This is a genomic window from Streptomyces sp. B8-7 (assembly GCF_058833805.1).
In genome coordinates this window covers 646,221-669,206 of the sequence record NZ_JBYRRL010000001.1, presented here as the reverse complement: position 1 = coordinate 669,206, position 22,986 = coordinate 646,221, and the positions used below count along the sequence as shown (strand labels likewise).

16 protein-coding genes and 1 tRNA gene are annotated in these 22,986 nt (G+C 75.0%); 8 read left to right on the top strand and 9 right to left on the bottom strand.

All coding sequences use genetic code 11. From position 1 onward, the window contains the following. The first annotated feature begins 177 nt into the window (after positions 1–177). The 6 genes from AC5K6T_RS02850 to AC5K6T_RS02825 all read left to right on the top strand — a co-directional run bounded on the left by AC5K6T_RS02850 (position 178) and on the right by AC5K6T_RS02825 (position 9,420). A complete protein-coding gene (locus AC5K6T_RS02850) occupies positions 178–1,509 on the top strand; it encodes a hypothetical protein (RefSeq protein ID WP_493205299.1) in 1,332 nt (443 codons plus the stop codon). Continuing rightward, complete coding sequence (locus tag AC5K6T_RS02845; protein WP_493205297.1) at positions 1,506–4,223, top strand: serine/threonine-protein kinase; 2,718 nt, start codon at positions 1,506–1,508, stop codon at positions 4,221–4,223. The genes AC5K6T_RS02850 and AC5K6T_RS02845 overlap by 4 nt, the downstream gene beginning before the upstream one ends. A 3-nt stretch (positions 4,224–4,226) precedes the next feature. Beyond that, positions 4,227–6,023, top strand: a complete 1,797-nt coding sequence (locus AC5K6T_RS02840) for a PP2C family protein-serine/threonine phosphatase (protein ID WP_493205296.1) — start codon at positions 4,227–4,229, stop codon at positions 6,021–6,023. A 111-nt stretch (positions 6,024–6,134) separates the two neighbouring features. Beyond that, positions 6,135–7,481 (top strand): vWA domain-containing protein, encoded by a 1,347-nt coding sequence (locus AC5K6T_RS02835; RefSeq protein WP_493205295.1) that lies wholly within the window; start codon positions 6,135–6,137, stop codon positions 7,479–7,481. Positions 7,482–7,579: 98 nt separating this feature from the next. Beyond that, positions 7,580–8,776, top strand: coding sequence for an FHA domain-containing protein (locus AC5K6T_RS02830; RefSeq protein WP_493205294.1), 1,197 nt, complete (start codon positions 7,580–7,582; stop codon positions 8,774–8,776). 239 nt (positions 8,777–9,015) lie between these two features. Next, on the top strand, positions 9,016–9,420 hold the full coding sequence (locus tag AC5K6T_RS02825) for a globin (RefSeq protein WP_493205293.1): 405 nt from the start codon (positions 9,016–9,018) through the stop codon (positions 9,418–9,420). Positions 9,421–9,660: 240 nt separating this feature from the next. On the opposite strand, the gene AC5K6T_RS02820 is transcribed toward AC5K6T_RS02825, so the two are convergent. The 7 genes from AC5K6T_RS02820 to AC5K6T_RS02790 form a co-directional block, all read right to left on the bottom strand. Then, a complete protein-coding gene (locus AC5K6T_RS02820; protein ID WP_493205292.1) occupies positions 9,661–10,332 on the bottom strand; it encodes a DUF8185 domain-containing protein in 672 nt (223 codons plus the stop codon). Next, positions 10,329–10,769 (bottom strand): acyl-CoA thioesterase, encoded by a 441-nt coding sequence (locus AC5K6T_RS02815; RefSeq protein WP_493205291.1) that lies wholly within the window; start codon positions 10,767–10,769, stop codon positions 10,329–10,331. The genes AC5K6T_RS02820 and AC5K6T_RS02815 overlap by 4 nt, the downstream gene beginning before the upstream one ends. 5 nt (positions 10,770–10,774) lie before the next feature. Then, positions 10,775–12,439 carry an energy-dependent translational throttle protein EttA gene (ettA, locus tag AC5K6T_RS02810; RefSeq protein ID WP_493205290.1) on the bottom strand — a complete coding sequence of 555 codons (1,665 nt, stop codon included), beginning with the start codon at positions 12,437–12,439 and terminating at the stop codon, positions 10,775–10,777. 531 nt (positions 12,440–12,970) lie between these two features. Beyond that, complete coding sequence (locus AC5K6T_RS02805) at positions 12,971–14,395, bottom strand: Cys-Gln thioester bond-forming surface protein (protein ID WP_493205289.1); 1,425 nt, start codon at positions 14,393–14,395, stop codon at positions 12,971–12,973. 312 nt (positions 14,396–14,707) lie between these two features. Further along, entirely contained in the window at positions 14,708–15,193 is a 486-nt protein-coding gene (locus AC5K6T_RS02800) for a single-stranded DNA-binding protein (RefSeq protein ID WP_493205287.1), read from the bottom strand. A gap of 398 nt (positions 15,194–15,591) precedes the next feature. Continuing rightward, on the bottom strand, positions 15,592–17,244 hold the full coding sequence (locus AC5K6T_RS02795; protein WP_493205286.1) for a YfjP family GTPase: 1,653 nt from the start codon (positions 17,242–17,244) through the stop codon (positions 15,592–15,594). 1,014 nt (positions 17,245–18,258) lie between these two features. After that, the gene (locus AC5K6T_RS02790) at positions 18,259–19,866 is read right to left on the bottom strand and encodes a dynamin family protein (RefSeq protein WP_493205284.1); all 1,608 of its coding nucleotides are present in this window, start codon (positions 19,864–19,866) and stop codon (positions 18,259–18,261) included. Between the two features lie 317 nt (positions 19,867–20,183). On the opposite strand from AC5K6T_RS02790, the gene AC5K6T_RS02785 reads away from it, so the two are divergent. Then, a tRNA-Arg gene (locus AC5K6T_RS02785) sits at positions 20,184–20,256 on the top strand. 615 nt (positions 20,257–20,871) lie between these two features. Then, on the top strand, positions 20,872–21,144 hold the full coding sequence (locus tag AC5K6T_RS02780) for a chaplin (RefSeq protein WP_493205282.1): 273 nt from the start codon (positions 20,872–20,874) through the stop codon (positions 21,142–21,144). 260 nt (positions 21,145–21,404) lie between these two features. Here AC5K6T_RS02780 and AC5K6T_RS02775 read toward each other — a convergent pair whose 3' ends face one another. Both AC5K6T_RS02775 and AC5K6T_RS02770 read right to left on the bottom strand, forming a co-directional pair. After that, the gene (locus AC5K6T_RS02775; protein ID WP_493205281.1) at positions 21,405–22,271 is read right to left on the bottom strand and encodes a tyrosinase family protein; all 867 of its coding nucleotides are present in this window, start codon (positions 22,269–22,271) and stop codon (positions 21,405–21,407) included. Then, complete coding sequence (locus AC5K6T_RS02770; protein ID WP_493205280.1) at positions 22,255–22,788, bottom strand: tyrosinase family oxidase copper chaperone; 534 nt, start codon at positions 22,786–22,788, stop codon at positions 22,255–22,257. The genes AC5K6T_RS02775 and AC5K6T_RS02770 overlap by 17 nt, the downstream gene beginning before the upstream one ends. Positions 22,789–22,986 lie beyond the last annotated feature (198 nt).

Sequence of the window (22,986 nt, the reverse complement as noted above, 5' to 3'; positions counted from 1 at the left end):
CGGAAAAGACCAGGGCGGAGCGGACGGAACGGACCAGGGCGGAACGGGCGGGCGCAGCGGACGGGCTGAACGGGCGGAGAGGCGGGCCGACCGGCCGGAGGACGGGCCGGCGGGCTGCCGGACGGGTAGGCAGGCGCGCGGTCGGGCCTGGGGACACGAGAGCGACGAGGGGTGATCATGGGCGCGGGACCCACCGGGCCGGTGCTGGACCGGGACGAGGTGGACCGTGCGCTGGCGCGGCTCGGCGCGGAGCACGAGGCGATCGAGACCTCGCTCCTCGCCCTGCAGGACCACGCGGGCCGCAGACTCCTCGAAGGCGCCGAGCTCACCGGCACGACCAGGGAGCGCTGGCAGCTGACGGAAGCGTCGATCACCCGGCTGTGGGCGTACTTCGACGCCTACAGCGGGGCGCTGCGCGCCGCCCGCGAGATCCGCTCCCGCCGCCGCTGGTCCAGCCGCGATGACCTGGCGGAGCTGACCGAGCTGCTGCGCGGCGAGTCCGTCACCGTGGCGGACTCCGCCCTGGCCGCGGTCCCCGGAACCGGTCCGCAGGGCTCGGGCCGGCTGAGCCACCGCTTCACGCTGGCCGCGCTGGTGGACCGGATGAACGAGCTGTACGCGGGCGCCCTGGACGTGGTCGTCGCCGCGGACGCGGTGTGGTCGGCACTGCCCGCGCGGATAGACCTGCTGTCCGCGGAACTCCAGCGCACCCGGCGGCTCGCGCACTCCGTCGGGGTGCGTCCGGGCGAGCACCCGGCGGGGGACGACCTGGAGCGCATCACCCGGACCCTCACCCGGCTGCGCTCGGAGGTGGTGTCGGACCCGCTGGCCCACTGGACTCCCGCCGAAGGCAGTTCGGCGCCCGGCGGCGGCCGCCCGGACACCACGGTGTACGACCGTGAGGCGCGCGCCCTGGAGGAGGTACGGCGGGAGATCGACGCCGTGCTGACGGTACGGCAGGACGCCGAGCAGCGGCTGATCCGGCTGCGGGACGTGCTCTCCCGCGCGGACCGGACCCTCGCCGAGGCGCGGACCGCGCGCGGTGAGGTCCTGGCGAAGATCGCGGCGACCGAGGTGCCGGTCGTCAGCGGCCCGCCGACCGCGCTGCAGGAGCAGTTGTCCGCGGCCGCCGAGTACCGGCGGCACGCGCAGTGGCACCGGCTGTCGCCGCTGCTGGAGTCGCTGGAGCGGAAGGCGGAGGACGAACTGCTGCGCGCCCGCGCCTCGCTGACCGCGGTCACGGCACCGCTCGCGGTCCGTGCGGAGCTGCGCGGCCGGCTGGACGCGTACCGGGCGAAGGTGGCCCGGCACGGACTCGCGGAGGACCCGCTGCTGATCGAGCGGTACGACGCGGCACGCCGGATGCTGTGGAGCGCGCCGTGCGACCTGCGGGTGGCCGAGCAGGCCGTGCTGCGCTACCAGCGGGCGGCGTCGGAGCTGCTGGGCGGGCCGCGAGTGCCGGAGCAGGGCGGACCCGAGGACCGCGGAGAGCAGGGGGGTTGGTCATGAGCCAGGAGGGGCGCGGCTGCCAGCGGCCGGGGTGCGAGGGGTCGTACGAGGACGTGGGCGGCGGCGAGCTGTACTGCGACACGTGCGGTCTGGCCCCGGTGGTGGCGGCGCGCGGCGCGGGCCGCCCGGCGGGCGACGGGCCGCAGGCGGGACCGGGCGGCACGGGACCGGGCGGCACGGACGGGACCGGTGCGCACCCCGGCGGACCGGCCGGCTCGCAGGCCTCGGCACATCCGTCGCCGTCGTCACCGCCGTCACCGCCGTCGCCGTCGTCACCGCCGTCGCCGTCCTCGTCGCGGTCGTCGCAGTCGTCGCAGTCGTCGCGGTCGTCGCGCTCGTCGCAGTCGTTCAGGTCGCGGCGCTCGGTGTCGGGCCGGCTCTCGCGTTCGCTGCCGGGCGCGGCGACGGGCCGTTCGGTGTCGGTGCGCGGCTCGTCCTCCTCCTCGTCGTCCTCGGGCCGCGGCCGGCTGGGGGCGGGGCTGGTGCAGGTGCCGCAGATCCCGCGGCCGGACCCGCGGGTGATGGTGCTGGAGAACCCCGAGGTGCCCGAGCGGAAGCGGTTCTGCTCGCGCTCGGACTGCGGTGCGCCGGTCGGCCGGGCCCGCGGCGACCGGCCGGGCCGCACCGAGGGGTTCTGCACCAAGTGCGGCCACCCGTACTCCTTCGTGCCCAAGCTGAAGGCCGGAGACGTGGTGCACGGCCAGTACGAGGTGGCGGGCTGCCTGGCCCACGGCGGTCTGGGCTGGATCTACCTGGCGGTGGACCGGGCGGTCGCCGACCGCTGGGTGGTGCTCAAGGGCCTGCTGGACACCGGCGACCAGGACGCGATGGCGGCCGCGATCTCCGAGCGGCGTTTCCTCGCGGAGATCGAGCACGCCAACATCGTGCGGATCTACAACTTCGTGGAGCACCTCGACCAGCGCACCGGCTCCCTCGACGGCTACATCGTCATGGAGTACGTCGGCGGCAAGTCGCTCAAGGAGATCGCGAACGCGCGACGCACCCCGGAGGGGCGGCGCGACCCGCTGCCGGTGGAGCAGGCCTGCGCCTACGGCATCGAGGCGCTGGAGGCGCTCGGCCACCTGCACAGCCGCAACCTGCTGTACTGCGACTTCAAGGTCGACAACGCGATCCAGACCGAGGACCAGCTCAAGCTGATCGACATGGGCGCGGTGCGCCGGTCGGACGACGAGGAGTCCGCGATCTACGGCACGGTCGGCTACCAGGCGCCCGAGGTCGCCGACGTCGGACCGTCGGTCGCCAGCGACCTGTACACGGTGGGCCGCACCCTCGCCGTCCTCACCTTCGACTTCCAGGGCTACACCGGCGGGTACGTCGACTCGCTGCCCGACCCGGACACCGTCGAGGTGTTCCGCCGGTACGAGTCCTTCTACCGGCTGCTGGTGCGCGCCACCGACCCGGACCCGGCCCGCCGGTTCGCCTCCGCCCAGGAGATGAGCGAGCAGCTGACGGGCGTGCTGCGCGAGGTGGTCTCCCTCCAGACCGGCCGGGCCCGCCCGGCGCTGTCGACCCTGTTCGGACCCGAACTGCGGGTGACGGACACGGAGTTGGTGCCACCGCTGGCGGAGGACGTGTCGCGGCTGGGGATGCGCGCGGAGCGCGGGCGCCGGGCGCGGCGGAGACCGGGCGGTCCGGCCGGGCTTCCCCCGGTCCCGCCCGCCCCGGGTGTGCCGCCCCCGGTGGCACCCGCCCCGGTCGTGCCGTCGGCGAGTGCGTCCGGGCCGGCTGCGTCCGCACCGCCGGCGGGGCTGGTGAAGCCGGTGGACAGTGCGGCCGCGGCCCTCGCGCTGCCTCTTCCGAGGGTCGATCCGGCCGACCCCAACGCCGGGTTCCTGTCGGGTCTTTCGGCCACCGCCCCCGCGGAGCTGCTCATCGCGCTGGCGGCGGTGGCGGCCCCGTCGGTGGAGTCGCGGCTGCGGCAGATCCGGGCGCGGCTGGAGGCCGGCGACCTCCCGGCCGCGCTGGGCGCGCTGGACGCGCTGGAGGGGGAGCGGCCGGACGACTGGCGGGTGGTCTGGTACCGGGGGGTGGCCGCGCTGGCGACCGGTGACCTGCGGAGCGCGGCCCCCGCGTTCGACGCGCTCTACGACGCCTTCCCCGGGGAGACCGCACCGAAGCTGGCGCTCGGCCTGTGCGCGGAGCTGCTGGGCCAGGCGGACAACGCCGCCGAGTACTACCGCCTGGTGTGGGCGACCGATCCGGGTGTGGTCAGTGCGGCGTTCGGGCTGGCCCGGGTGCAGCTCGCGACCGGGGACCGGGTGGCGGCGGTGGCGTCGCTGGAGTCGGTGCCGGAGTCGTCCATCCACTACACGGCGGCCCGGGTCGCCGCCGTACGGGCCCGGCTGCGGCGGCGGTCGGGCGACGCCGCCGGCGCTCTGCTGCCGGACGACCTGTCGGCCGCCGCGCGGCAGACCGAGGCGCTGGACGCGTACGGTCTGGACCCCACGCGGCGCGAACAGTTGTCGGCCGAGGTGCTCGGTTGCGCCCTGGACTGGATACTCTCCGGTGGCCAGGGGTCCGCCTCCCCCGCCGCCGGGGGACGGACGCTGCTGGGCAGCGCGTGGGACGAGCGGGGCCTCAGGTTCGGCCTGGAACGCTCGTACCGTGTGCTGGCCCGGCTGGCGCAGGGCGGCGAGGAGAGGATCCAGCTGGTGGAACGTGCCAACCGTTACCGCCCCCGGACTTGGGTGTAGTTGATGTCGCAGATGTCCGAGCAGGCGTCGGTGTCGAGGTGTCCGAGCTGTGCGGAGCCGCTGGAGCGGGGGGACCGCTTCTGCGGTGCGTGCGGGTACGACCTGTCGGTCGTGCCCGAGCCGCCGCGGGACCCGCCGACGCTGGCCATGAACGGCCCCGGCCCGCAGGCGCCGGCCGGTGCGCCGGGCTGGCCGTCGGCCGCCGTCCCGGACCCCTCCGGCACTCCGCCCGCGGTGCACCTGTCCGCGGACATCCAGGGCACGGACTCCGGCGGCGGGCCGCTGGACGCGCCGCACCACGGGGTGCCGCGGGCCGCGCGGGGGGACGGGGACGAGCCGGCCGGGCATCCCGCGGCCGGCCCGCAGGGCGTCGCCGGCCCGCAGGGCGTCGCCGGCCCGCAGGGCGTCGCCGGCCCGCAGGGCGTCGCCGGCCCGCAGGGCGTCGCCGGCCCGCAGGGCGTCGCCGGCCCGCAGGGCGTCGCCGGCCCGCAGGGCGTCGCCGGCCCGCAGGGCATGGCGGGCGCTCCGCGGGCGGCGGGCCGGTCCGCTGCGCCCGCGCCCGCGGCCGGCCTGCGGTTCGATCACCGGGCCGAGCCGGACGAGTACCGCCTCCAGGCCCCCGGCGCCCCTCAGGCGCCCGGCATGCCGGCGTCCGGCCCGCAGACACCCGGTCAGGGCTCCGGCCCGCGGGTTCCCGACCCGCGCCCGGCCGCCGCCGGGTCGGCTGCCACGGAGGCGGCCGGCCCGGTGGCGGCCGGCCCGCGGCCGGGCGGCCCGGCTCCGCAGGCCTCCTGGCCGGATGGCCGGGGCGGTCCCGGCGGCGCGCCCACTGCCGGGACCGGCACCGGGTCCGGTGACGGATCCGGCGGCGCACCGGGGGACGGTCCGGCACTGTGTGTGGCCTGCCGGGCGGGACGGGTCGACGGGGACGGCTACTGCGAGAACTGCGGCCACGCGCAGCCGCGGGAGCGTGACCACCAGGAGCGGGAGTGCGGTCCGGTGGCCGCGGTGAGCGACCGGGGCCTGCGCCACCACCGCAACGAGGACGCGTTCACGCTGGCCGCGTCCGCACTGCCGGACGGCTCCCCGGCGGTGCTGGCGGTCGTCTGCGACGGCGTGTCCTCGGCCACCCGGCCCGACGACGCCTCCGCGGCGGCCTCGCACGCGGCGAGCGAGTCGCTGCGGGCCGCCCTGCCCCGCGGCACGCATCCGCAGACGGCCATGCACGAGGCGATCCTGGCCGCGTCCCGGGCCGTCAACGCGCTGGCCGCGGAGCCGGAGACGATCCGCGGGCAGGCCCCGCACCAGAACGCCCCAGCGTGCACCCTGGTCGGCGCGGTGGTCACGGCGGACCTGCTGGTGATCGGCTGGGTCGGCGACAGCCGCGCCTACTGGGTGCCGCTGGACCGGTCCACACCCGCCGCCCGGCTCACCGAGGACGACTCGTGGGCCGCGCAGATGGTGGCGGCGGGCCTGATGAACGAGGCCGAGGCGTACGCCGACGAACGCGCCCACGCGATCACCGGCTGGCTCGGCGCCGACGCCTACGAACTGGAGCCGCACACCGCGTCGTTCAAGCCGGACCGGCCCGGCGTGGTGGTCGTCTGCACCGACGGCCTGTGGAACTACGCCGAGACGGCGGAGGAGATGGCGGGTGCCGTTCCGCCCGACGCCGCCGTACGGCCGCTGCACAGCGCCCGGGTGCTGGTGGGCCGGGCCCTGGACGGCGGGGGCCACGACAACGTAACAGTGGCGGTCGTGCCGTTCCCGCTCCCGCCGCAAGGGGCAGGATCGGCCTGAGGCCGCGCGCGGCCGTGCACCACGGGGAAGCGGGGACGGACCGGAGGGGACCGGTCCGCCCACAGTCAACGCCCCGCCGCTGCGGGGTCGTCAAGGGGGATGTGACAGAGCATGGCCAATTTCGCAAAGCCGAGCGTGCCGCAGTTCTCGGTGGACGTGTACCAGAACGCGTACCTGCCTCAGGGCGGCCGCGAGGTCAACGCGATCGTCACCGTCACCGCGACCGGCGGCGGCACGACCGGCGGCGCGGTCACCGCGCCCCACCTGTACGCGCCCGGCCGGGGCCCCTCGGCGGCCGTGGCGCTCATGGTGGACTGCTCGGGCTCGATGGACCACCCGCCCACCAAGATGCGCAACGCCCGCGACGCCACGGCCGCCGCGATCGACACGCTGCGCGACGGCGTGCACTTCGCGGTGATCGGCGGCACACACGTCGCCCGGGAGGTCTACCCGGGCGGGGGCCGGGTCGCACTCGCCGACGCCACCACCCGCGAGCAGGCCAAGACGGCGCTGCGGCGCCTCGGCGCGGGCGGCGGCACCGCCATCGGCACCTGGCTGCGGCTCGCCGACCGGCTGCTGTCCTCGGCGGACGTCGACATCCGGCACGGCATCCTGCTGACCGACGGCCGCAACGAGCACGAGGCGCCGCAGGAGCTGCGCGCCGCGCTGGACGCGTGCGCGGGCCGGTTCACCTGCGACGCGCGGGGCGTGGGCACCGACTGGGAAGTGAAAGAAGTCACAGGGATCGCGTCGGCGCTGCTCGGCAGTGCCGACATCGTCGCCGACCCGGCCCACCTGGCGGCCGACTTCACCCGGATGATGGAGACGGCGATGGGCAAGGAGGTCGCCGACGTCGCGCTCCGGCTGTGGACGCCGGTCGGCGCCGCCGTCCGGTTCGTGAAGCAGGTGGCGCCCACCGTCGAGGAGTTGACCGGCCGCCGCACCGAGGCGGGCCCGCGTGCCGGGGACTATCCCACCGGTTCCTGGGGGGACGAGTCCCGCGACTACCACGTCTGCGTGGAGGTTCCGCCCGCGCAGCTCGGCCAGGAGATGCTCGCCGCGCGGGTCTCGCTGGTGGTGCCCGAGCCCGGCGGCGGTGTCCGCAGCCTCGGCGCGCAGGGCCTGGTGCGGGCGGTGTGGACCGACGACCTGTCCGCCTCCACCTCGATCAACCCGCAGGTCGCCCACTACACCGGCCAGGCCGAGCTGGCCCAGGTCATCCAGCAGGGCCTGGACGCACGCAAAGCGGGCGATATCGACGGTGCAACGGCCAAACTGGGCCGGGCCGTTCAGCTCGCCGGAGCGTCCGGCAACGCCGACACTGCGAAACTGCTTTCGAAGGTGGTGGACGTGGTCGACGCGGCGACGGGTACTGTGCGACTGAAGGCGCGGGTGGCGGAGGCCGACGAGATGACGCTCGAGACCCGGTCCACCAAGACCGTCCGCGTGAAGAAGTGACGCTGTCCGACCGACTGCCCGACGAACCGATGCCCGACCGACCGACCGATCGACTGCACGACCCGTGCAGGCCATGAAGGAGAGGGGGACGCGCCGACATGCCGACCTGCCCGAACGGACACCAGTCGGGTTCCGACGACTGGTGCGAGGTCTGCGGTCACCGCATGGCCGGTGCCGTACCGCCGCCGCCTCCGCCGCCCGGCGGCTACGGCTTCCCGCCGCCGCCCGCGACCGGCGGGGGCGCCCCGCACCTGTCCGTGGTGCCGGACCGGGAGCCGGAACTGTGCCCGCAGTGCCGCACGCCGCGTGAGGGCGGGGCGCCGTTCTGCGAGGAGTGCCGCTGGAACTTCCTCACCAACACGGCGACCTCGTACACCCCCGCCGCACCGCGCCCGCCGGCCGGCGGCGGACCGGGCGCGCCGTACCAGCCGCCCGCCGGGCCGTCGTACGGAGGGACCGACTCCTACGAGTACCGGGGTTCGCGGCCCTCGCAGGTGAACCGGCCGGCGGAGCCGATCCCGCCCGGTCCGCCCTTCGGCGGCGAACCCTCCCGCCCCGTCCCGCCCCCGCCGGGTCCGGCTCCGGGCGCACCCGGCGTGGGCCCCGGCCGGCCGGGCATGCCCGGCGGCGGGCACCCGGGCACGTCCGGCGGCGCCGCGGCGGGCCCCGGCGCGGCCCAGGCGTTCCAGCAGTCCGCCCCGCCCGCACCCGGCTTTCCGCGGGAGTCCGGACGGCCGCAGGAGCCGGCGCCGGCCGCCGACGACTGGCTGCTCCCGCCTCCGTCGACGGGCGCTCCCGCCGGACCGGGCGCACCGGCCGGCCCGCCGCCGACCAGCGGCTACGGCTATCCGCAGCCCGGCGGCCCGGCCCAGACCGCGCCGCCGCGCCCGCTGACCTGGACGGCGACGATCGGCCCGGACCGTGAGTACTTCATGGCGATGATGCAGCGCTCCGGCCCCGAGGCCGCGGGCCTGAACCTGCCCGCGTACTCGCCCGAGCAGCAGCGCACGCTGACCGGCAGCCAGATCAGCATCGGCCGCCGCCGCCACTCCACCGGCGAGACGCCCGACATCGACCTGTCGGTCCCGCCGGAGGACCCGGGTGTCTCGCACCAGCACGCGGTGCTGGTGCAGCAGCCGGAGGGCAACTGGGCGGTGGTGGACCAGAACTCCACGAACGGAACCACGGTCAACGGCGGGGAGGACCCCATCCAGCCGTTCGTGCCCGTCCCGCTCCAGGACGGCGACCGGGTCCACGTGGGGGCCTGGACGACGATCACGATCCGGCGCGACTGAGCGGAGCGGCCCCGAGGGTGCCGGGCACGCCCGCCCGCCCGGCACCGTCCCGGCCCGCGGCACCGGCCGGGCCCGCGGCATCGTCCCGGCCCGAGGTACCGTCCCGGCCCGAGGTACCGGCCCGGCCCGCGGTACCCACCCGGCCGGGCCCGCCTCCGGGACGTGCCCGGGAGGCGGGGGGCCGTCCGCCGGGTCCTAGGCCTTGAGTCCTCGTCCCCCCTGTCTGAGAGCATGGGTGCGTGAGAGAGATTCGGCGCGGCACACTTCAGGAGCAGACCTTCTACGAGCAGGTCGGCGGGGAGGAGACCTTCCGCCGTCTGGTGCACCGGTTCTACGAGGGGGTCGCCGGGGACCCGCTCCTGCGGCCGATGTACCCCGAGGAGGACCTGGGTCCGGCCGAGGAGCGCCTCGCACTGTTCCTCATGCAGTACTGGGGCGGCCCCACCACGTACAGCGAGAACCGCGGCCATCCCCGGCTGCGGATGCGCCACGCGCCGTTCACCGTCGACCGGGCCGCGCACGACGCGTGGCTGCGGCACATGCGTGCGGCCGTCGAGGACCTCGGACTGTCCGAGGACCACGAGCGCACCCTGTGGAACTACCTGGAGTACGCGGCCGCCTCCATGGTCAACACCCCCGACTGAGCCCCGGCGCCGGCTCCCGGTGGCGCTCCCGTCATGAGCGGCCTCCACCGTTCGACGCGCTCGTCGCCGCTCCTCCCGGGCACCTCCGGTCGTACGGCCGCCGGAGAAGCGGCGACGTCCGGTGCAGGCGGGCGCGGGGCGCCGGAACACGCTCGGAGCGGAGCCACTGCGTGCCGTGACCGGCCCGGCCCCGGCCGCAGCGAGTCAGCACGGGGGTCAGCACGGGGGTCAGCGCGGAGGTCAGCGCGGGGTGAGTCCGAGCGGCCCGAGTCCGGCCGCGGCCCGGCGGACGGCGACCGACCCGTACGGGGTGCGCAGCCGCAGCCAGCCGCCGGACGCGAACAGGGCGGGGTCTTCGCCCCGGAGGAAGCCCAGGGACTGCGCGGCGTGCACGGCACGCACCGGCAGTCCGGTGTCGGTGACGGTCCGCGACCAGATGTCCCGCCCGATCCGGTCGAGTGCGGCACGGGTGCGCTGCTCGGGCGGCAGTTCCTCGGTGCGGGAGCGGAACTCGGCGACGACGCCGGCGACCATGGAGCGCAGCGCGTCCGCGGCGGGCAGTCCGCCGCGGGGCTGCCAGCCGCCGCGCGGGGGCAGCACTCCGGCCCAGGGCGGCCCGGTCACGGCGGCGGGCACGGCGGCGGTGGCCGCCGGCTCGGCGATGCCGTCGAGGAGTTCACCGGCGGAGACGGTGACGTCGAGGGTGATGTCCAGCCCGTTCTCGTACGGCTTGGCGAGCCGCGCCGAACGGATCGCGAGCACCTCGAAGGACGGCGGCCGGCCGAACACGGCCAGTGCCGTGCCGGCCGCCTGCAGGCGCACCGAGGCCGCGCGGTCGTAGTGCAGCAGGCGTGAGAGGAAGGCCGCGAGGTCCGCCGCCTCCCCCTCGTCGGCGAGATGGAGCACCGTCATGCGGCGACGGCCTCCTCCTCGTCGCCGCGGCCGGAGCCGTCCCGGGCGTCGTCGTCCGTGTACTCCCCAAGGAACGCGCGTTCCTCCGCGGTGATACGGCGCGGACGCTGGGCCTCGAAGTCGAACGGCACGATCACCGTCGAGGCCCGTACGTAGACCTGGTCGTCGTCCTTCACCTCGTAGGTGAGGGTGAAGGACGCCGCCCGTATCTCGGTGACCCACAGCTCGATGTCCACGGGCGCGTGCCGGTGGACGAGCTGGCGCTTGTAGTCGATCTCGTGGCGCGCCACCACGGACCCCTGCTGGAAGTCCTTGTCCGGGCGGAAGAGGAAGTCGATACGGGCTTCCTCCAGGTAGCGCAGGAACACCACGTTGTTGACGTGGCCGTACGCGTCCATGTCCGCCCAGCGCAGCGGGCAGCGGTAGAGGTGGCGCAACGAGATCAGCCCCGGGTCAGCTTCTTGTAGGTGGCGCGGTGCGGGCGTGCCGCGTCCGGGCCGAGACGCTCGATCTTGTTCTTCTCGTACGACTCGAAGTTGCCCTCGAACCAGAACCACTTGGAGTCGCCCTCGTAGGCCAGGATGTGGGTGGCCACGCGGTCGAGGAACCAGCGGTCGTGGGAGACGACCACGGCGCAGCCGGGGAAGTCCAGCAGCGCGTTCTCCAGCGAGGACAGCGTCTCGACGTCGAGGTCGTTGGTCGGCTCGTCGAGGAGCAGCAGGTTGCCGCCCTGCTTGAGGGTGAGCGCCAGGTTGAGGCGGTTGCGCTCGCCGCCGGACAGGACACCGGCCGGCTTCTGCTGGTCGGGGCCCTTGAAGCCGAACGCGGAGACGTAGGCGCGCGAGGGCATCTCGACCTGGCCGACGTTGATGTAGTCGAGCTCGTCGGAGACGACGGCCCACAGCGTCTTCTTGGGGTCGATGTTCTCGCGGCTCTGGTCGACGTAGGAGATCTTGACGGTGTCGCCGACCTTGATGGTGCCGGAGTCGGGCTGCTCCAGGCCCTGGATCATCTTGAACAGCGTGGTCTTGCCCGCGCCGTTGGGGCCGATGACCCCGACGATGCCGTTGCGCGGCAGGGTGAAGCTGAGGTCGTCGACGAGGACCTTGTCGCCGAAGGCCTTGCTGAGGTTGTTGACCTCCACGACGACGTTGCCCAGGCGGGGGCCCGGCGGGATCTGGATCTCCTCGAAGTCCAGCTTCCGCATCTTCTCGGCCTCGGCGGCCATCTCCTCGTAGCGGGCGAGGCGGGCCTTGGACTTGGCCTGGCGGCCCTTGGCGTTGGAGCGCACCCACTCCAGCTCTTCCTTGAGCCGCTTCTGCCGCTTGGCGTCCTTCTGGCCCTCGACCTTCAGACGGGTGGACTTGGTCTCCAGGTAGGTGGAGTAGTTGCCCTGGTAGGGGAAGGCGCGGCCGCGGTCGAGCTCCAGGATCCACTCGGCGACGTTGTCCAGGAAGTACCGGTCGTGGGTGATGGCCACGACGGTGCCCGCGTACTTGGCGAGGTGCTGCTCCAGCCAGTTCACCGACTCGGCGTCGAGGTGGTTGGTGGGCTCGTCGAGCAGCAGCAGGTCGGGCTGCTCCAGCAGCAGCCTGCACAGGGCGACGCGGCGCCGCTCACCACCGGAGAGGGTGGTCACGGGCCAGTCGCCGGGCGGGCAGCCCAGCGCGTCCATGGCCTGCTCCAGCTGCGCGTCCAGGTCCCAGGCGTTGGCGTGGTCGAGCTCCTCCTGGAGCTTGCCCATCTCCTCCAGCAGCGCGTCGGAGTAGTCGGTCGCCATCAGCTCGGCGATCTCGTTGAACCGGTCGAGCTTGCCCTTGACCTCGGCGACACCTTCCTGGACGTTCTCCAGGACGGTCTTCTCCTCGTTCAGCGGGGGCTCCTGCAGCAGGATGCCGACGCTGTACCCGGGTGACAGGAACGCGTCACCGTTCGAGGGCTGCTCCAGCCCCGCCATGATCTTCAGCACGGTGGACTTGCCGGCGCCGTTCGGGCCGACCACACCGATCTTCGCGCCGGGCAGGAAGTTCAGCGAGACGTCGTCAAGGATGACCTTGTCGCCGTGAGCCTTGCGCGTCTTGCGCATGGTGTAGATGTACTCAGCCAAGAGAAACCGTCCGGCAGCTTGAAATCTGGCAGTGGGCAGATACACCCCATCTTGCCGTACCGCTAGGCCTGGGCGGAAACGCGTACGGCCGGGCGCCCCTGACCTGCGGCGGAACCGGCTTGCCGGGTCGCAGGTCAGAGCCTGTTCCAGGGTCTGCAGTCATGATCTCGGCCACGCGGCGCGACCGGCGACAGGACGAGGGCGTCAACGCAACCCCGGCACGGCGGCGAACGTAGCTCTGGCCGACGTCTCTCCTGAAGCGGCCCTGGCCGCCGCCTCCGTCCGGCCGAACGGGCCCGGCGTCGTGGTCGTCGGCGACTCCTCCGGCGGCTGGTCCCGCGTCCGTTCGCCTCACCTGCCCCTCGACGATGCGGCGGCCGTCTGCCGTGACACCGCCGCCCTGGTGCCGGAACTGCCCCGGCCGGACGCCGCCTTCCGGCCCGCCGTCGCCGTCGCATCGGCCGAGCCGTCCTCCCCGGCTGCTGCCGTGCCCATGGTTCGCCCGGCAACCGAGAGCCGCATCCCCTGGGGCTACTCGTGCGGGTCGGGGTGGCGCTCGCGGAGCAGGAGGAGGGCTGCGCCGCCGATCAGGACGAGGAGGATCGCCGCGCCGCCGATCAGCGGGGTGGTGTCGGTGCCGCCCGTGGAGGCGAGGTTGATGTCCCCGGTGGTGCCGCCGACCGTGGCGGGGCTCGGCCCGGTCATCAGCCGGGTGCGCTCGTCGGTGGTGGTGTCGCCCTGGACGCGGCAGTCGAGCGTGCCGGTGAAGCGCTTGGCGAACCCGTCCGGGCCGGTGATGGTGAAGTCGTAGGCCTGGTCCTCCTGGAGCGGGACCGCCACCGTGCGCTTCGTGCCCGCCGGGACGGTGTGCTCGATGTCCGTCAGCGCGAAGGTGAACGCCTCGTCGCCGGTGTTGTCGACGGTGAGGTCGACGCCGCCCTCGGCGCAGTTCTCCCGCGCCGACAGTGCGGGTATCGCCCCGCTGTCGGCCCAGTTCGCGCCGGCCGCGGCCGAGACGGTCGACTCGCTGGAGCCGGCCAGGATCTGCGTCTGGCTGCGGCTCTCGGCGGCGAAGGCCCGACCGACCGGGACGGTGGTCGAGGCCTGCACGGTCAGCTCGGCCGAGCCCGGCCCGGTGCCCTCGGGGACGTCGAAGTAGAGCCGGCTGCCGTTGCGGGCGGCGGTGACCGGCTCGCCGTCCTCGCCGACGATGCGCACTCCGTCCGCGACCGCGTCCGCCGGCGGGGTCAGGGTGACGCTCTCGGCGTTGGTGTGCACGGTCACCGGGCCGAGCAGCCCGCCGGACCGGCCGGCCACCGCGGGCGGGTCCAGGGTGAGCGAGGCGTGCGGCTCCGCCAGGGAGCGGGCGCTGCTCTGCAGGTAGTCGGCGAGTCGCTCCGCCTCCGGGTCCACCGCGTCGACGTCGGCGCCGTCGGACCAGCGCCAGATCGCCACCTGGGTGCCCGCCGCCGCGTCCTGCTCGGTCAGGCCGGCGCCGATGCCGGCCCGGCGGGCCAGCTCCGCCAGGTCGTTCACCTGCGGATAGGAGTTCTGCAGGATCCAGCGGATCTTCCCGGAGTTCTTGTTGCCGCCCAGCGAGGTGCTGCTCCAGGACGTCTCGCGGTACTTCGCCTCCCGCTGCGTCGGGTGGTAGAGGTCCACGCAGTACGTCCGCAGGGTGCCGCCGCCCTCGACGGACATCTCGAACAGGCCCGCCGGGACCTCCTGGTCCCCGCCCTCGCCGTGGATGACCGCCGTGCCGTACGTCTCCAGGCCGCCCATGGTGGCGACCGCCCCGCCCGGTCCGCGCTGCGGCCCGCCGTCGGCGGCGGCCGCCGGCTCCGCGACGGTGAGCGTTGCGGCCGCCACGAGTCCCGACGCCAGCGTCGCCACGGCCAGGCGCACCGCGCCCCGCCTGAGCGCGGATGCCGCGACCGGCACGGAGAGCCAAGACATCACACACATCCCCTTCGAGCAGGACCCGTTGAGCCGCAGGTCACACCGGCCTCAGGTCTCGCCGGCAGCATCAGCGGCCCCGAGCGCCACCCCCGGCATCCTAGGGAGACGGCACACCGCACTTCCCTGTCATATCGTCCGACCGGTGATCCGACTCGCAATCGTTATCGCCGGAACCGGCCTGCGAGCTGGGCATATCGACAAATCCACCGCTTGACGCCCCCCGGAGACGGGCCGCGGGAGGGCCACAGGCGCCGAGTCGGGAGCCGGCGCCGGACTCCGCCGCCGCGATCCCGTCCCCTTCCCCTGACGTCACGTCACCGCCGCCAGCTCGGCCTCCTGTGGGGACCCGGAGCCCGCCTCACCCGCCGGGCCGGCCGCAGGCGTCTCCCAGTCGGGCTCCGGACGGCGCACCACCCCGGGCTCACCGCTCTCCGCCCGCGCCCCGCCGCGCCGGAAGGCCGACGTGCCCCGCGCCAGGTCGTGGCCGATCGCCACGGCGTCGATGTCGGCCGACGTCCGGCTCTGTCCCTCGCGCAGGTCCTGACGCACCTTCAGCCTGCCCTGTACCACGACCGGGTCGCCCACGTTCAGCGAGGCGGCCGCGTTCGTGGCGAGCTGGCGGTTGGCCCACACCGTGAAGAAGCTGGTGTGCCCGTCCGTCCACACGCCCTTCTCGCGGTCCCAGTAGCGCGCGGTCACCGCCATCCGGAACCGCGCCGAGGGTCCCGACGCCGGCTCCCGGTACACCGGCTGCGTCGCCACCCGGCCCACCGCGCAGATCATCGTCTCGTTCATCGCACACCCCTCCAGCGCCCCGCCGTCTCCGGCCGGGCCTGCTTCCGTGCGAGCCGCTCCCGCACGTCTCGAAGCCACCCTGCCCGGCGGCCACGGCCCCCGCCGCGGCCTGTGCACAGGCCCCGCCCTGTGGAAAACCCCGTCACCCGGCCGAGTGACCCGTATCGGCGTGCGCGTCCCTCACCCGTGCCGAAAGAGCACGCGGCGGGCGCGGACGCCGCCACCCCACCGTGGCCTGCATCGCCGACGCGGCCGGCCCGGCCCGCCTGGCCGACACGTCCGCCGCGCCCGTGGTGTCCGCCGCGCACGCGGTGCCCACCGTGTCCGTCGCGCCCCGCACCGCCCCGTCCGGGCCACGCCCTCGCGGCCCGCCCGTCCCGTACGCGCCACCCGCACCGCTACACGGCGCCGAGGACCCTCGCGTACTGCTCCCGGACCTCCCGGTAGCGCAGCAGTTCGGCCGCGATCGGGTCCAGCACGCGTGCCCGGCCGCAGCCGGCGGCCGCCTCGCGCAGCCGGCGCTCGGCCTCCTGCCCGTAGCGCCGGGCGGGGCCGCGCGCGGCCAACCGGCAGCTCCACTCCACCAGCGGGCCGCCCACGATGCCCAGCACCATCAGCAGCACCGGCACGCCCAGGTTCGGTGCCATCGCCCCGGCGATCTGGCCGACCAGCCACAGCCCGCCGACGGCCTGGAGGAGCGTCATCCCCGCCTGGGTGAGGACGGCTACCGGCCACCAGCCGGGCCGCGGCGGCCGCCCCGGCGGCAGTCCCGCCCGGGTCGCCAGTTCGTCCAGCGCCTCGGGCAGGCCGTGCGCGCCACGTGCCGCGGCCTCGCGCACCGTCTGCGCCCAGGGCGCCGGCAACCCGTCCGAGGCGCGGTCGGCGACGATCCGCACGGCCTGCTCCACCCGCTGCCGGGCGGTGGCCTCCTCGTCGGCCTGCGCGCGCAGCGGCTGCCGCCCGGTCGGAGGGTCGCGCCGGTCCTGGTACCAGTGCCACAGCCGCAGCCACGGCGTCCCGCAGGCCCGGTTGGCGTTGCGCAGCCAGGCGCGTTCGGCGGCCTCGCCGGCCGCGGTCGCACCCACCGCGTCGGCCAGCCGGGCGGCGAACTCGTCGCGCGCCTCCTCGCTCAGCGCGGCCCGCCGCCCGTTGGCGTAGACGGGCCGCAGCCCGGCCGCGGCGGCGTCCAGGTCGGCCGCGACACGGCGGGCCGGTGCGCCCCGCTCGGCCACGAACTGACCGAGCGCCTCACGCAGTTCGCCCAGCCCGTCCCCGGTCAGCGCGGACAGCGCCAGCACGTGCGCCCCTGGCTCGCCGTACTCGCCGAGCGCGATGCCGTCCTCGTCGAGCAGGCGGCGCAGGTCGTCGAGGACCTGCTCGGTGGCCTCGCCGGGCAGCCGGTCGACCTGGTTGAGGACGACGAACATCACCTCCGCGTGCCCGGCCATGGGCCGCAGGTAGCGCTCGTGCAGCAGGGCGTCGGCGTACTTCTCCGGGTCCACGACCCAGATGACCGCGTCGACGAGGGCGAGCACCCGGTCCGCCTGCTCGCGGTGCGCCACGGCCGCGGAGTCCAGGTCGGGCAGGTCGACCAGGACCAGGCCGCGCAGCTGGGCCTCCGCCTCCGGGCTCTGCACCGGCCGGCGGCGCAGCCGGCCGGGGATGCCGAGCCGGTCGATGAGAGCCGCCGCCCCGTCGCTCCAACTGCACGCGATGGGCGCGGACGTGGTGGGCCGCCGTACCCCGGTCTCCGAGATCGCCACTCCGGCCAGCGCGTTGAACAGCTGCGACTTGCCACTGCCGGTGGCGCCCGCGATGGCCACGACCGTGTGCTGCCCGGAGAGTCTGCGTCGGGCGGCCGCCTCGTCCAGGACGTGTCCGGCCTCGGAGAGCATGCGGCTGTCGACCCGTGCGCGGGAGAGGCCCACCAGTTCGCGCAGCGCGTCCAGACGGGAGCGCAACGCGCCGTCGTACGCCAACGGGGCGGGGGTCTGGGGCGCGGACGCCCGGGGCTCCGTCACCGCTGCCGCCGCCTGCTCGCCCTCACTCACCCGCCGCGCGATCAGCCCGTCGTCCCAGACCCCGGCGGCCCCGGGGGTGTCGGAAGCCTCGGAGGCGTCGGGGGCGTCCGTCGGACCCGCGGCCTCCGTGGCCCGCGCCGCCCGGCCGTGGACCGCGGGCCGGTCACCGGGCTCAGTCCCGCCGTCGCCGCTTCGTCTGCGGTCGGCGCCCCGGCCGGTGTCGGCGGCCCGCCCGAGGCGTGTGCCCCGGCCGGCGCCGGCGGCGGCCCCGCCGGTCGTGCCACGCGGGCCGCCCGTGCCACGCGGGCCGCCCGTGCCACCGGAGGGGCTGCCCCCACCGTCCGCACGGCTCACGCCGCCGGTGCCGGCCGCGCCGCCGACGACGCATTCCGGTACGTCGGAGCTCCGCGCGCCGTCGGTACGCGGACGCGCGTCGGCACGCCGGGACACACCGTCCCCCGCCGTGCCCCCGGACCCATGGCCGTCCTCCCCCGCCGCGCGCGCGGGCCGGCCGTCAGCCGCCTCGCGGGCGCCCGCGGCGGTGTCCTCGCCGCCACCCGAGGCGGCCCTGGCTCCGGCTCCGGCCTCGTCTCCGTCTCCGGCCCCGTCTCCGGCCCCGTCCGCGGCCCCTGGCTCAGGCCCCGCCCCCGGCGACCCGGCGTCGGACCCGCTCCGGTCGCTGTCACCGGCGGGGCCGGTGGGGCCGGTGGGGCCGTCAGGGCAGGTGGGGCCGTCGGGGCCGGTGGGGCCGGTGGGGTCACCGGGATCAACACCTTCGGCCCCGTCCGTGCGACCGGAGTGGGCGGAGTGGTCCGTGTGGACGGAGTGGTCGCCGCGCCGAGTGCCGTCGGTGTGACCGCCGCTGTCGCCGTCACCCGTACGACCCGGCTGATCCGCACGACCCGGGTGAACCGTCTGATCCGGGTGATCCGTCTGATCCGTCTGATCCGGGTGATCCGGGTGGTCCGTCTGATCCGGGTGGTCCGAGCGACGATCCGAGTGGTCCGTGTGATCGTGATCCTGGTCAGTGAGGGCGGTCACCGGTCACCTCTCCTTCTGCAGTACGGACAGCGCGGCGATGAGCTCGGCCTGTGGCTCGGGGTGGACTTCGAGGCCGTCGAGGGGGGCGAGGCGGCGCTCACGCTCGGTGTGCAGAACGCGGTCGGCGAGTTCGGCGAGCAGGCGCCCGCCCCGGTCGCGGAGCCGCAGCGCCCCGTGCGCGCCCAGCCGCTCGGCGAGCCGTTCGCCCGCGGAGCGTGCCCGGCGGCCGCCGAGCAGCACGGTGGCGACCAGTGCGGCGACCGTGTCGGGGTCGGGAGCCTGTCCGCGGTCGAGTTCGCGGATCTCCTCCTCGGCGTACTCCTCCAGCTCGCGCCGCCACCGCCGTACGGCCATCCCGATGCGGTGCTCCGCGGTGTCCAGGCCCGGTTCGGGGGTCCGGAGCTCCGGCGCGGCGGAGGCGGGTTCGCGCCGCCAGGCGTCGTCGACGCGCTCGTCCGCGGCGGTGACGGCGCACAGCAGGAGGGCGCTGAGGCTGTCGACGAGCGCGTCGAGCAGTTCCGAGGCGGTGCAGTCCAGGGGGAAGGCCCGCCAGCGTTTGAGGGCGCCCCCGGCGAGGACCGCACCGGACTGGAGCCGCCCGCGCACACGGGTGTACTCGCTGTCGTAGGCCGCGTCGACGGCGGCGGTCAGCCGCAGTGCGGCGGCGTACTGCGCGGCGGCTGCGCCGGCCAGCTCGGGCATGCGGGCCTTGAGCGAGTCGAGGACGCCGTGGGCGGTGCGGGCCATGACGTGCCGGCGGGCGCCGGGGTCCTGGGCCTGGTGCACCAGCCAGGTGCGGAGCTGGGCCACGGCGCTGGCGGGCAGCAGACCGCCGCCCCAGGCGGACTCGGGCAGTTCGGGCACCGTGAAGCGGGGCACGTCGCCGAGGCCCGCCTTGGTGAGCAGGGCGGCGTACTGCCGGGAGACCTCGGAGACGACCTGGTGGGGTACCCGGTCGAGCACGGTCACGAGGGTGGCGTCGTACTCCTTGGCGGTGCGCAGCAGATGCCAGGGCACTGCGTCGGCGTAGCGGGCCGCCGTGGTGACCATCACCCAGATGTCGGCGGCGCAGATCAGCTCGGCGGCCAGGATCCGGTTGCCGGCGACGAGCGAGTCGACGTCGGGCGCGTCCAGCAGGGCGAGGCCCGGCGGGAGCGTGTCGGCGGTCTCGATGCGCAGGACGCGCCCGGGGTGCTCGTCGGCCGGCAGGAGGTCGTCGCCGGGGTCCCGCCGGGGCACCCACACCCGCGTGAGGTCGGGCAGGACGCGCATGCCGCTGAACCAGTGATGGTCCTCCGGATGACACACCAGCACCGGTGTACGCGTCGTCGGACGCAGCACTCCCGCCTCGCTGACGCGCCGTCCGACGAGGGAGTTGACGAGGGTCGACTTGCCCGCGCCGGTGGAACCGCCCACGACGGCGAGCAGAGGCGCTTCGGGATCTCTGAGCCGGGGCACCAGGTAGTCGTCCAGCTGGGCGAGCAGCTCGTCGCGGTTGGCACGCGCGCGTGGGGCCCCCGCCAGGGGCAGCGGGAAGCGTGCGGCGGCGACACGGTCGCGCAGGGCGGAGAGTGCGTCGAGCAGTTGAGGCCGTACGTCCAAGGTCACCACATGCGAAGAATGCCCAATTTTAGGGGAATTCTGAAGCATATAGGCATCTCTGCGCGCCGAAGGACACAAGGGGCGGAAGGGACGTCCGGGACACGCGCCGAGGCCAGGCATAACGAGTGCACAACACCCGGGGCCCCCGACGTCAAAAGCGATGCACGATTCGTCACTGGCTGCAATTATCAGGATCGTTTCACCGAACCTCCACATCGAGCCACGGAGGCGAGGCGACAGGGACGAGGATCGGGGAGCCCTATCCTTGTCTCCGGCGACGTCAGGGAACAGCCCGTATCCGGGCACCACGACCGAGGCCACATCCGGCCCCCGTAGCTCAGTGGATAGAGCAGGCGCCTTCTAAGCGCTTGGCCGCAGGTTCGAGTCCTGCCGGGGGCGCCCAGTCCCAGCCCTCCCTCGGGGAGGGCTTTTCTGCTGGTCGACGCCGGTGCATCCACCCACAGGGCGGCGCCGGCCCCCGCACCGGGGGGGCGCGAGCGGGGTCCCGGCCCTCGTCGCAGGCTCCCGCCGCACGCTCGCACACGGACTGGTCGACGACTCCCGCACCGGCCTCGGCCCGTTCCCCGCACTGTGCCGGATCCCGCCGGATCCCGCCGGATCCACGGCGACGGCGGTGAGACCCGTGGCTTGAAGTCGGACGCCACGATTTTGCCCGCCACGGCGCGGACGCAGCCTGAATCCGCCGGGATCCGCCGGGATCCGCCGGGATCCGCCGGGATCCGCACGCCAGGATGTCCGGAAGACGAGCCTCCGGCGCCGGGCGAAGGGAGTGCCCCGACGGCGCCGGTCCGCCACGGCGCCCGGCCCCCGCAGCGGTCGGCCCGCCGCCCGCGCACCCGCCGGGACGGGCGGGGGTGTGATCCCGGTCCGCTGTTCAGAACGAGTGATCCGTACGGCTGCACCGTGACCCGCTCCCACCGGCCGCGTTGAACGGGAAGTGCGGCTGCGAGTCCTGCCGCCGCGCCTATCGAGTCGAGCAAGAAGGAGAACGTGATGTCTCGCATCACGAAGGCGACCGGCGTCGCCCTCGGTACGGGTGCCATGGTCATCGGCGGGGCCGGCCTGGCCCTGGCGGACGCGGGCGCCCACGGCGAGGCCGTCGGCTCGCCCGGCGTGCTCTCGGGCAACCTCATCCAGGTTCCCGTCAACGTCCCGGTCAACCTGTGCGGCAACACCGTCGACCTGGTCGGCCTGCTGAACCCCGCGTTCGGCAACACCTGCGCCAACATCGGCGGCGACACGGGCCACGGCGGCTACGGCGGCTGACCTCCCGGACCGTACGCGGAAGCCCCGGCACTCCGAGCGCCGGGGCTTCCGCACGTCCGGGCGGCACCGCGGTCGGCCGAGAGGGCCCGTTCACGCCCGGGTCCCGCCCTGCAGCCGCCCGGAGCCCACCGGAACGGCCGGCGGGCGACGCCGACGGACCGACGCGGGCGGGCCGACGGAGGCGGACCGACGCGGGCGGACCGACAGAGGCGGACCGACGCGGGCGGACCGACAGAGGCGGACCGACGCGGGCGGGCCGGTCAGGCGTAGCGGTAGAGGTGGCTCACATCCTCCAGCCGGTCCGGGGTCACGTCCCACGGCGGCAGCTTCTCGTGCCGGGACACGATCCGGCCGCGCTGGCGGTCGCCGGGCGGGGGAGGCTGGGCGGGCAGGTAGCGGTGCGGGCTGTGCCGCCGCTGCCAGCGGTCCCACTGGAGGTCGACGAACGCGTGATGCAGCCAGAAGACCGGGTCGTTGACGGAGGCGCCGCCCACCATCACGCCGCCCACCCAGCGGTGCACCCGGTTGTGGTTGCGCCAGGACACGCTGCCGCGGCCGGTCCCCCAGCCCTCCAGCTTGTTGCGGAACCCCCGGTCGACCGTGGAGTCCCAGGGCGCCACGTCGTACACCGGGTCCTGGAGCGCCCCCTCCAGTTCGCTCCCGGTGGGCAGGTCGAGGGGGTTGCGGGCCCGGCCCAGGTCCCGGGTGAGGTACTCCCCGTCGGTGACGCCCTCCCTGAGCGTCCAGTCACCCGTGCGGTACGCGAACGGACCGGTCGTCACCTGCCGGTCCCAGCTGCGCCCGTTGCCGCCGAGCAGGTCCTCGGTCCACGGCACGGAGGTGGCCGTGCGGTCCCGTGTCCAGTCCCAGTACGGCAGCGTCACGGACGCGTCGACGCGCCGCAGCGCCTTCTCCAGCTCCAGCAGGAACTGCCGGTGCCAGGGCAGGAACGAGGGGGCCATGTGGGCGGTGCGCAGGCCGCCCTCGCCGTCGGAGACGTAGTACTCGATGTGCATCCGCACGAACTCGTCGTACTCGCCGCGCCGTTTCACCTCCAGCATCGCCTGGACGAACCGGCGCCGCTCGGCGCGCGTCAGGGTGCTGACGTCCTTACGGACGTACGCCATGGTGGTGTCCCCCCTGGTGTGTGTCGTGGTGGGTACGGGCCGCGCGGCCGGCCTCCTCGCGCAGCCGCTGCGCCGGGCCGAGTTCCTCCACGGCGGCTCGGGCGGCCTCCAGCGGTGTGGCGTAGGAGGCGTAGTGGTCGACCATGGTGAGCCAGGTGCCGTCGGCGCGGCGCATCAGGTGCAGTGGGCGGCCGTCCACGGTGACCCGCCACTCGCCCTCGCCGAAGGTGCGGCCGGGCAGCGTCTTGATGCCGCGGATGTGGTGACCGAGGTACAACTCGTCGAAGGCCTCGTCGCCCGGTCTGCCGTCGGCCGGTTCCCCGCGTCCGACCGGCCGGGACGCGGCGACCACCGGAGCGAGCGCCAGCGCGCCCGCCGCCGCGGCCAGCCCGCGCAGTACCTCCCGCCGTGACCCGCCCGCCCGCCGCGCGGGCCCGGCGGCGCCCGGCTCCGCCCCGACCGCCACTCCGCCGACACCGACACCAACGCCCACGCCCACGCCCACGCCCACGCCCATCGTCTTCTCCTCGTCCGGTTCGGTGTGCTGTGTTCGCTCCGTACCGGTAACCGCCCGCCGCGCCGCCCGGTCACCGCCCGTACGTCCATATGAGGAACGGTCCGGCGGCATGAGGAACGGTCCGGCGACGGAGGCGGGCGCCGCCGAACGCGGGAGGCCCGGACGACGCGCCCGTCCGGGCCCCACGCACACCGGCCG

Coding starts and splice junctions, on each gene's coding strand:
- AC5K6T_RS02820 (WP_493205292.1), bottom strand. CDS start 10,332: ATGACGGTGCTCCATCTCGCCGACGAGGGGGAGGCGGCGGACCTCGCG.
- AC5K6T_RS02805 (WP_493205289.1), bottom strand. CDS start 14,395: ATGTCTTGGCTCTCCGTGCCGGTCGCGGCATCCGCGCTCAGGCGGGGC.
- AC5K6T_RS02850 (WP_493205299.1), top strand. CDS start 178: ATGGGCGCGGGACCCACCGGGCCGGTGCTGGACCGGGACGAGGTGGAC.
- AC5K6T_RS02830 (WP_493205294.1), top strand. CDS start 7,580: ATGCCGACCTGCCCGAACGGACACCAGTCGGGTTCCGACGACTGGTGC.
- AC5K6T_RS02780 (WP_493205282.1), top strand. CDS start 20,872: ATGTCTCGCATCACGAAGGCGACCGGCGTCGCCCTCGGTACGGGTGCC.
- AC5K6T_RS02775 (WP_493205281.1), bottom strand. CDS start 22,271: ATGGCGTACGTCCGTAAGGACGTCAGCACCCTGACGCGCGCCGAGCGG.
- AC5K6T_RS02845 (WP_493205297.1), top strand. CDS start 1,506: ATGAGCCAGGAGGGGCGCGGCTGCCAGCGGCCGGGGTGCGAGGGGTCG.
- AC5K6T_RS02800 (WP_493205287.1), bottom strand. CDS start 15,193: ATGAACGAGACGATGATCTGCGCGGTGGGCCGGGTGGCGACGCAGCCG.
- AC5K6T_RS02770 (WP_493205280.1), bottom strand. CDS start 22,788: ATGGGCGTGGGCGTGGGCGTGGGCGTGGGCGTTGGTGTCGGTGTCGGC.
- AC5K6T_RS02840 (WP_493205296.1), top strand. CDS start 4,227: ATGTCGCAGATGTCCGAGCAGGCGTCGGTGTCGAGGTGTCCGAGCTGT.
- AC5K6T_RS02835 (WP_493205295.1), top strand. CDS start 6,135: ATGGCCAATTTCGCAAAGCCGAGCGTGCCGCAGTTCTCGGTGGACGTG.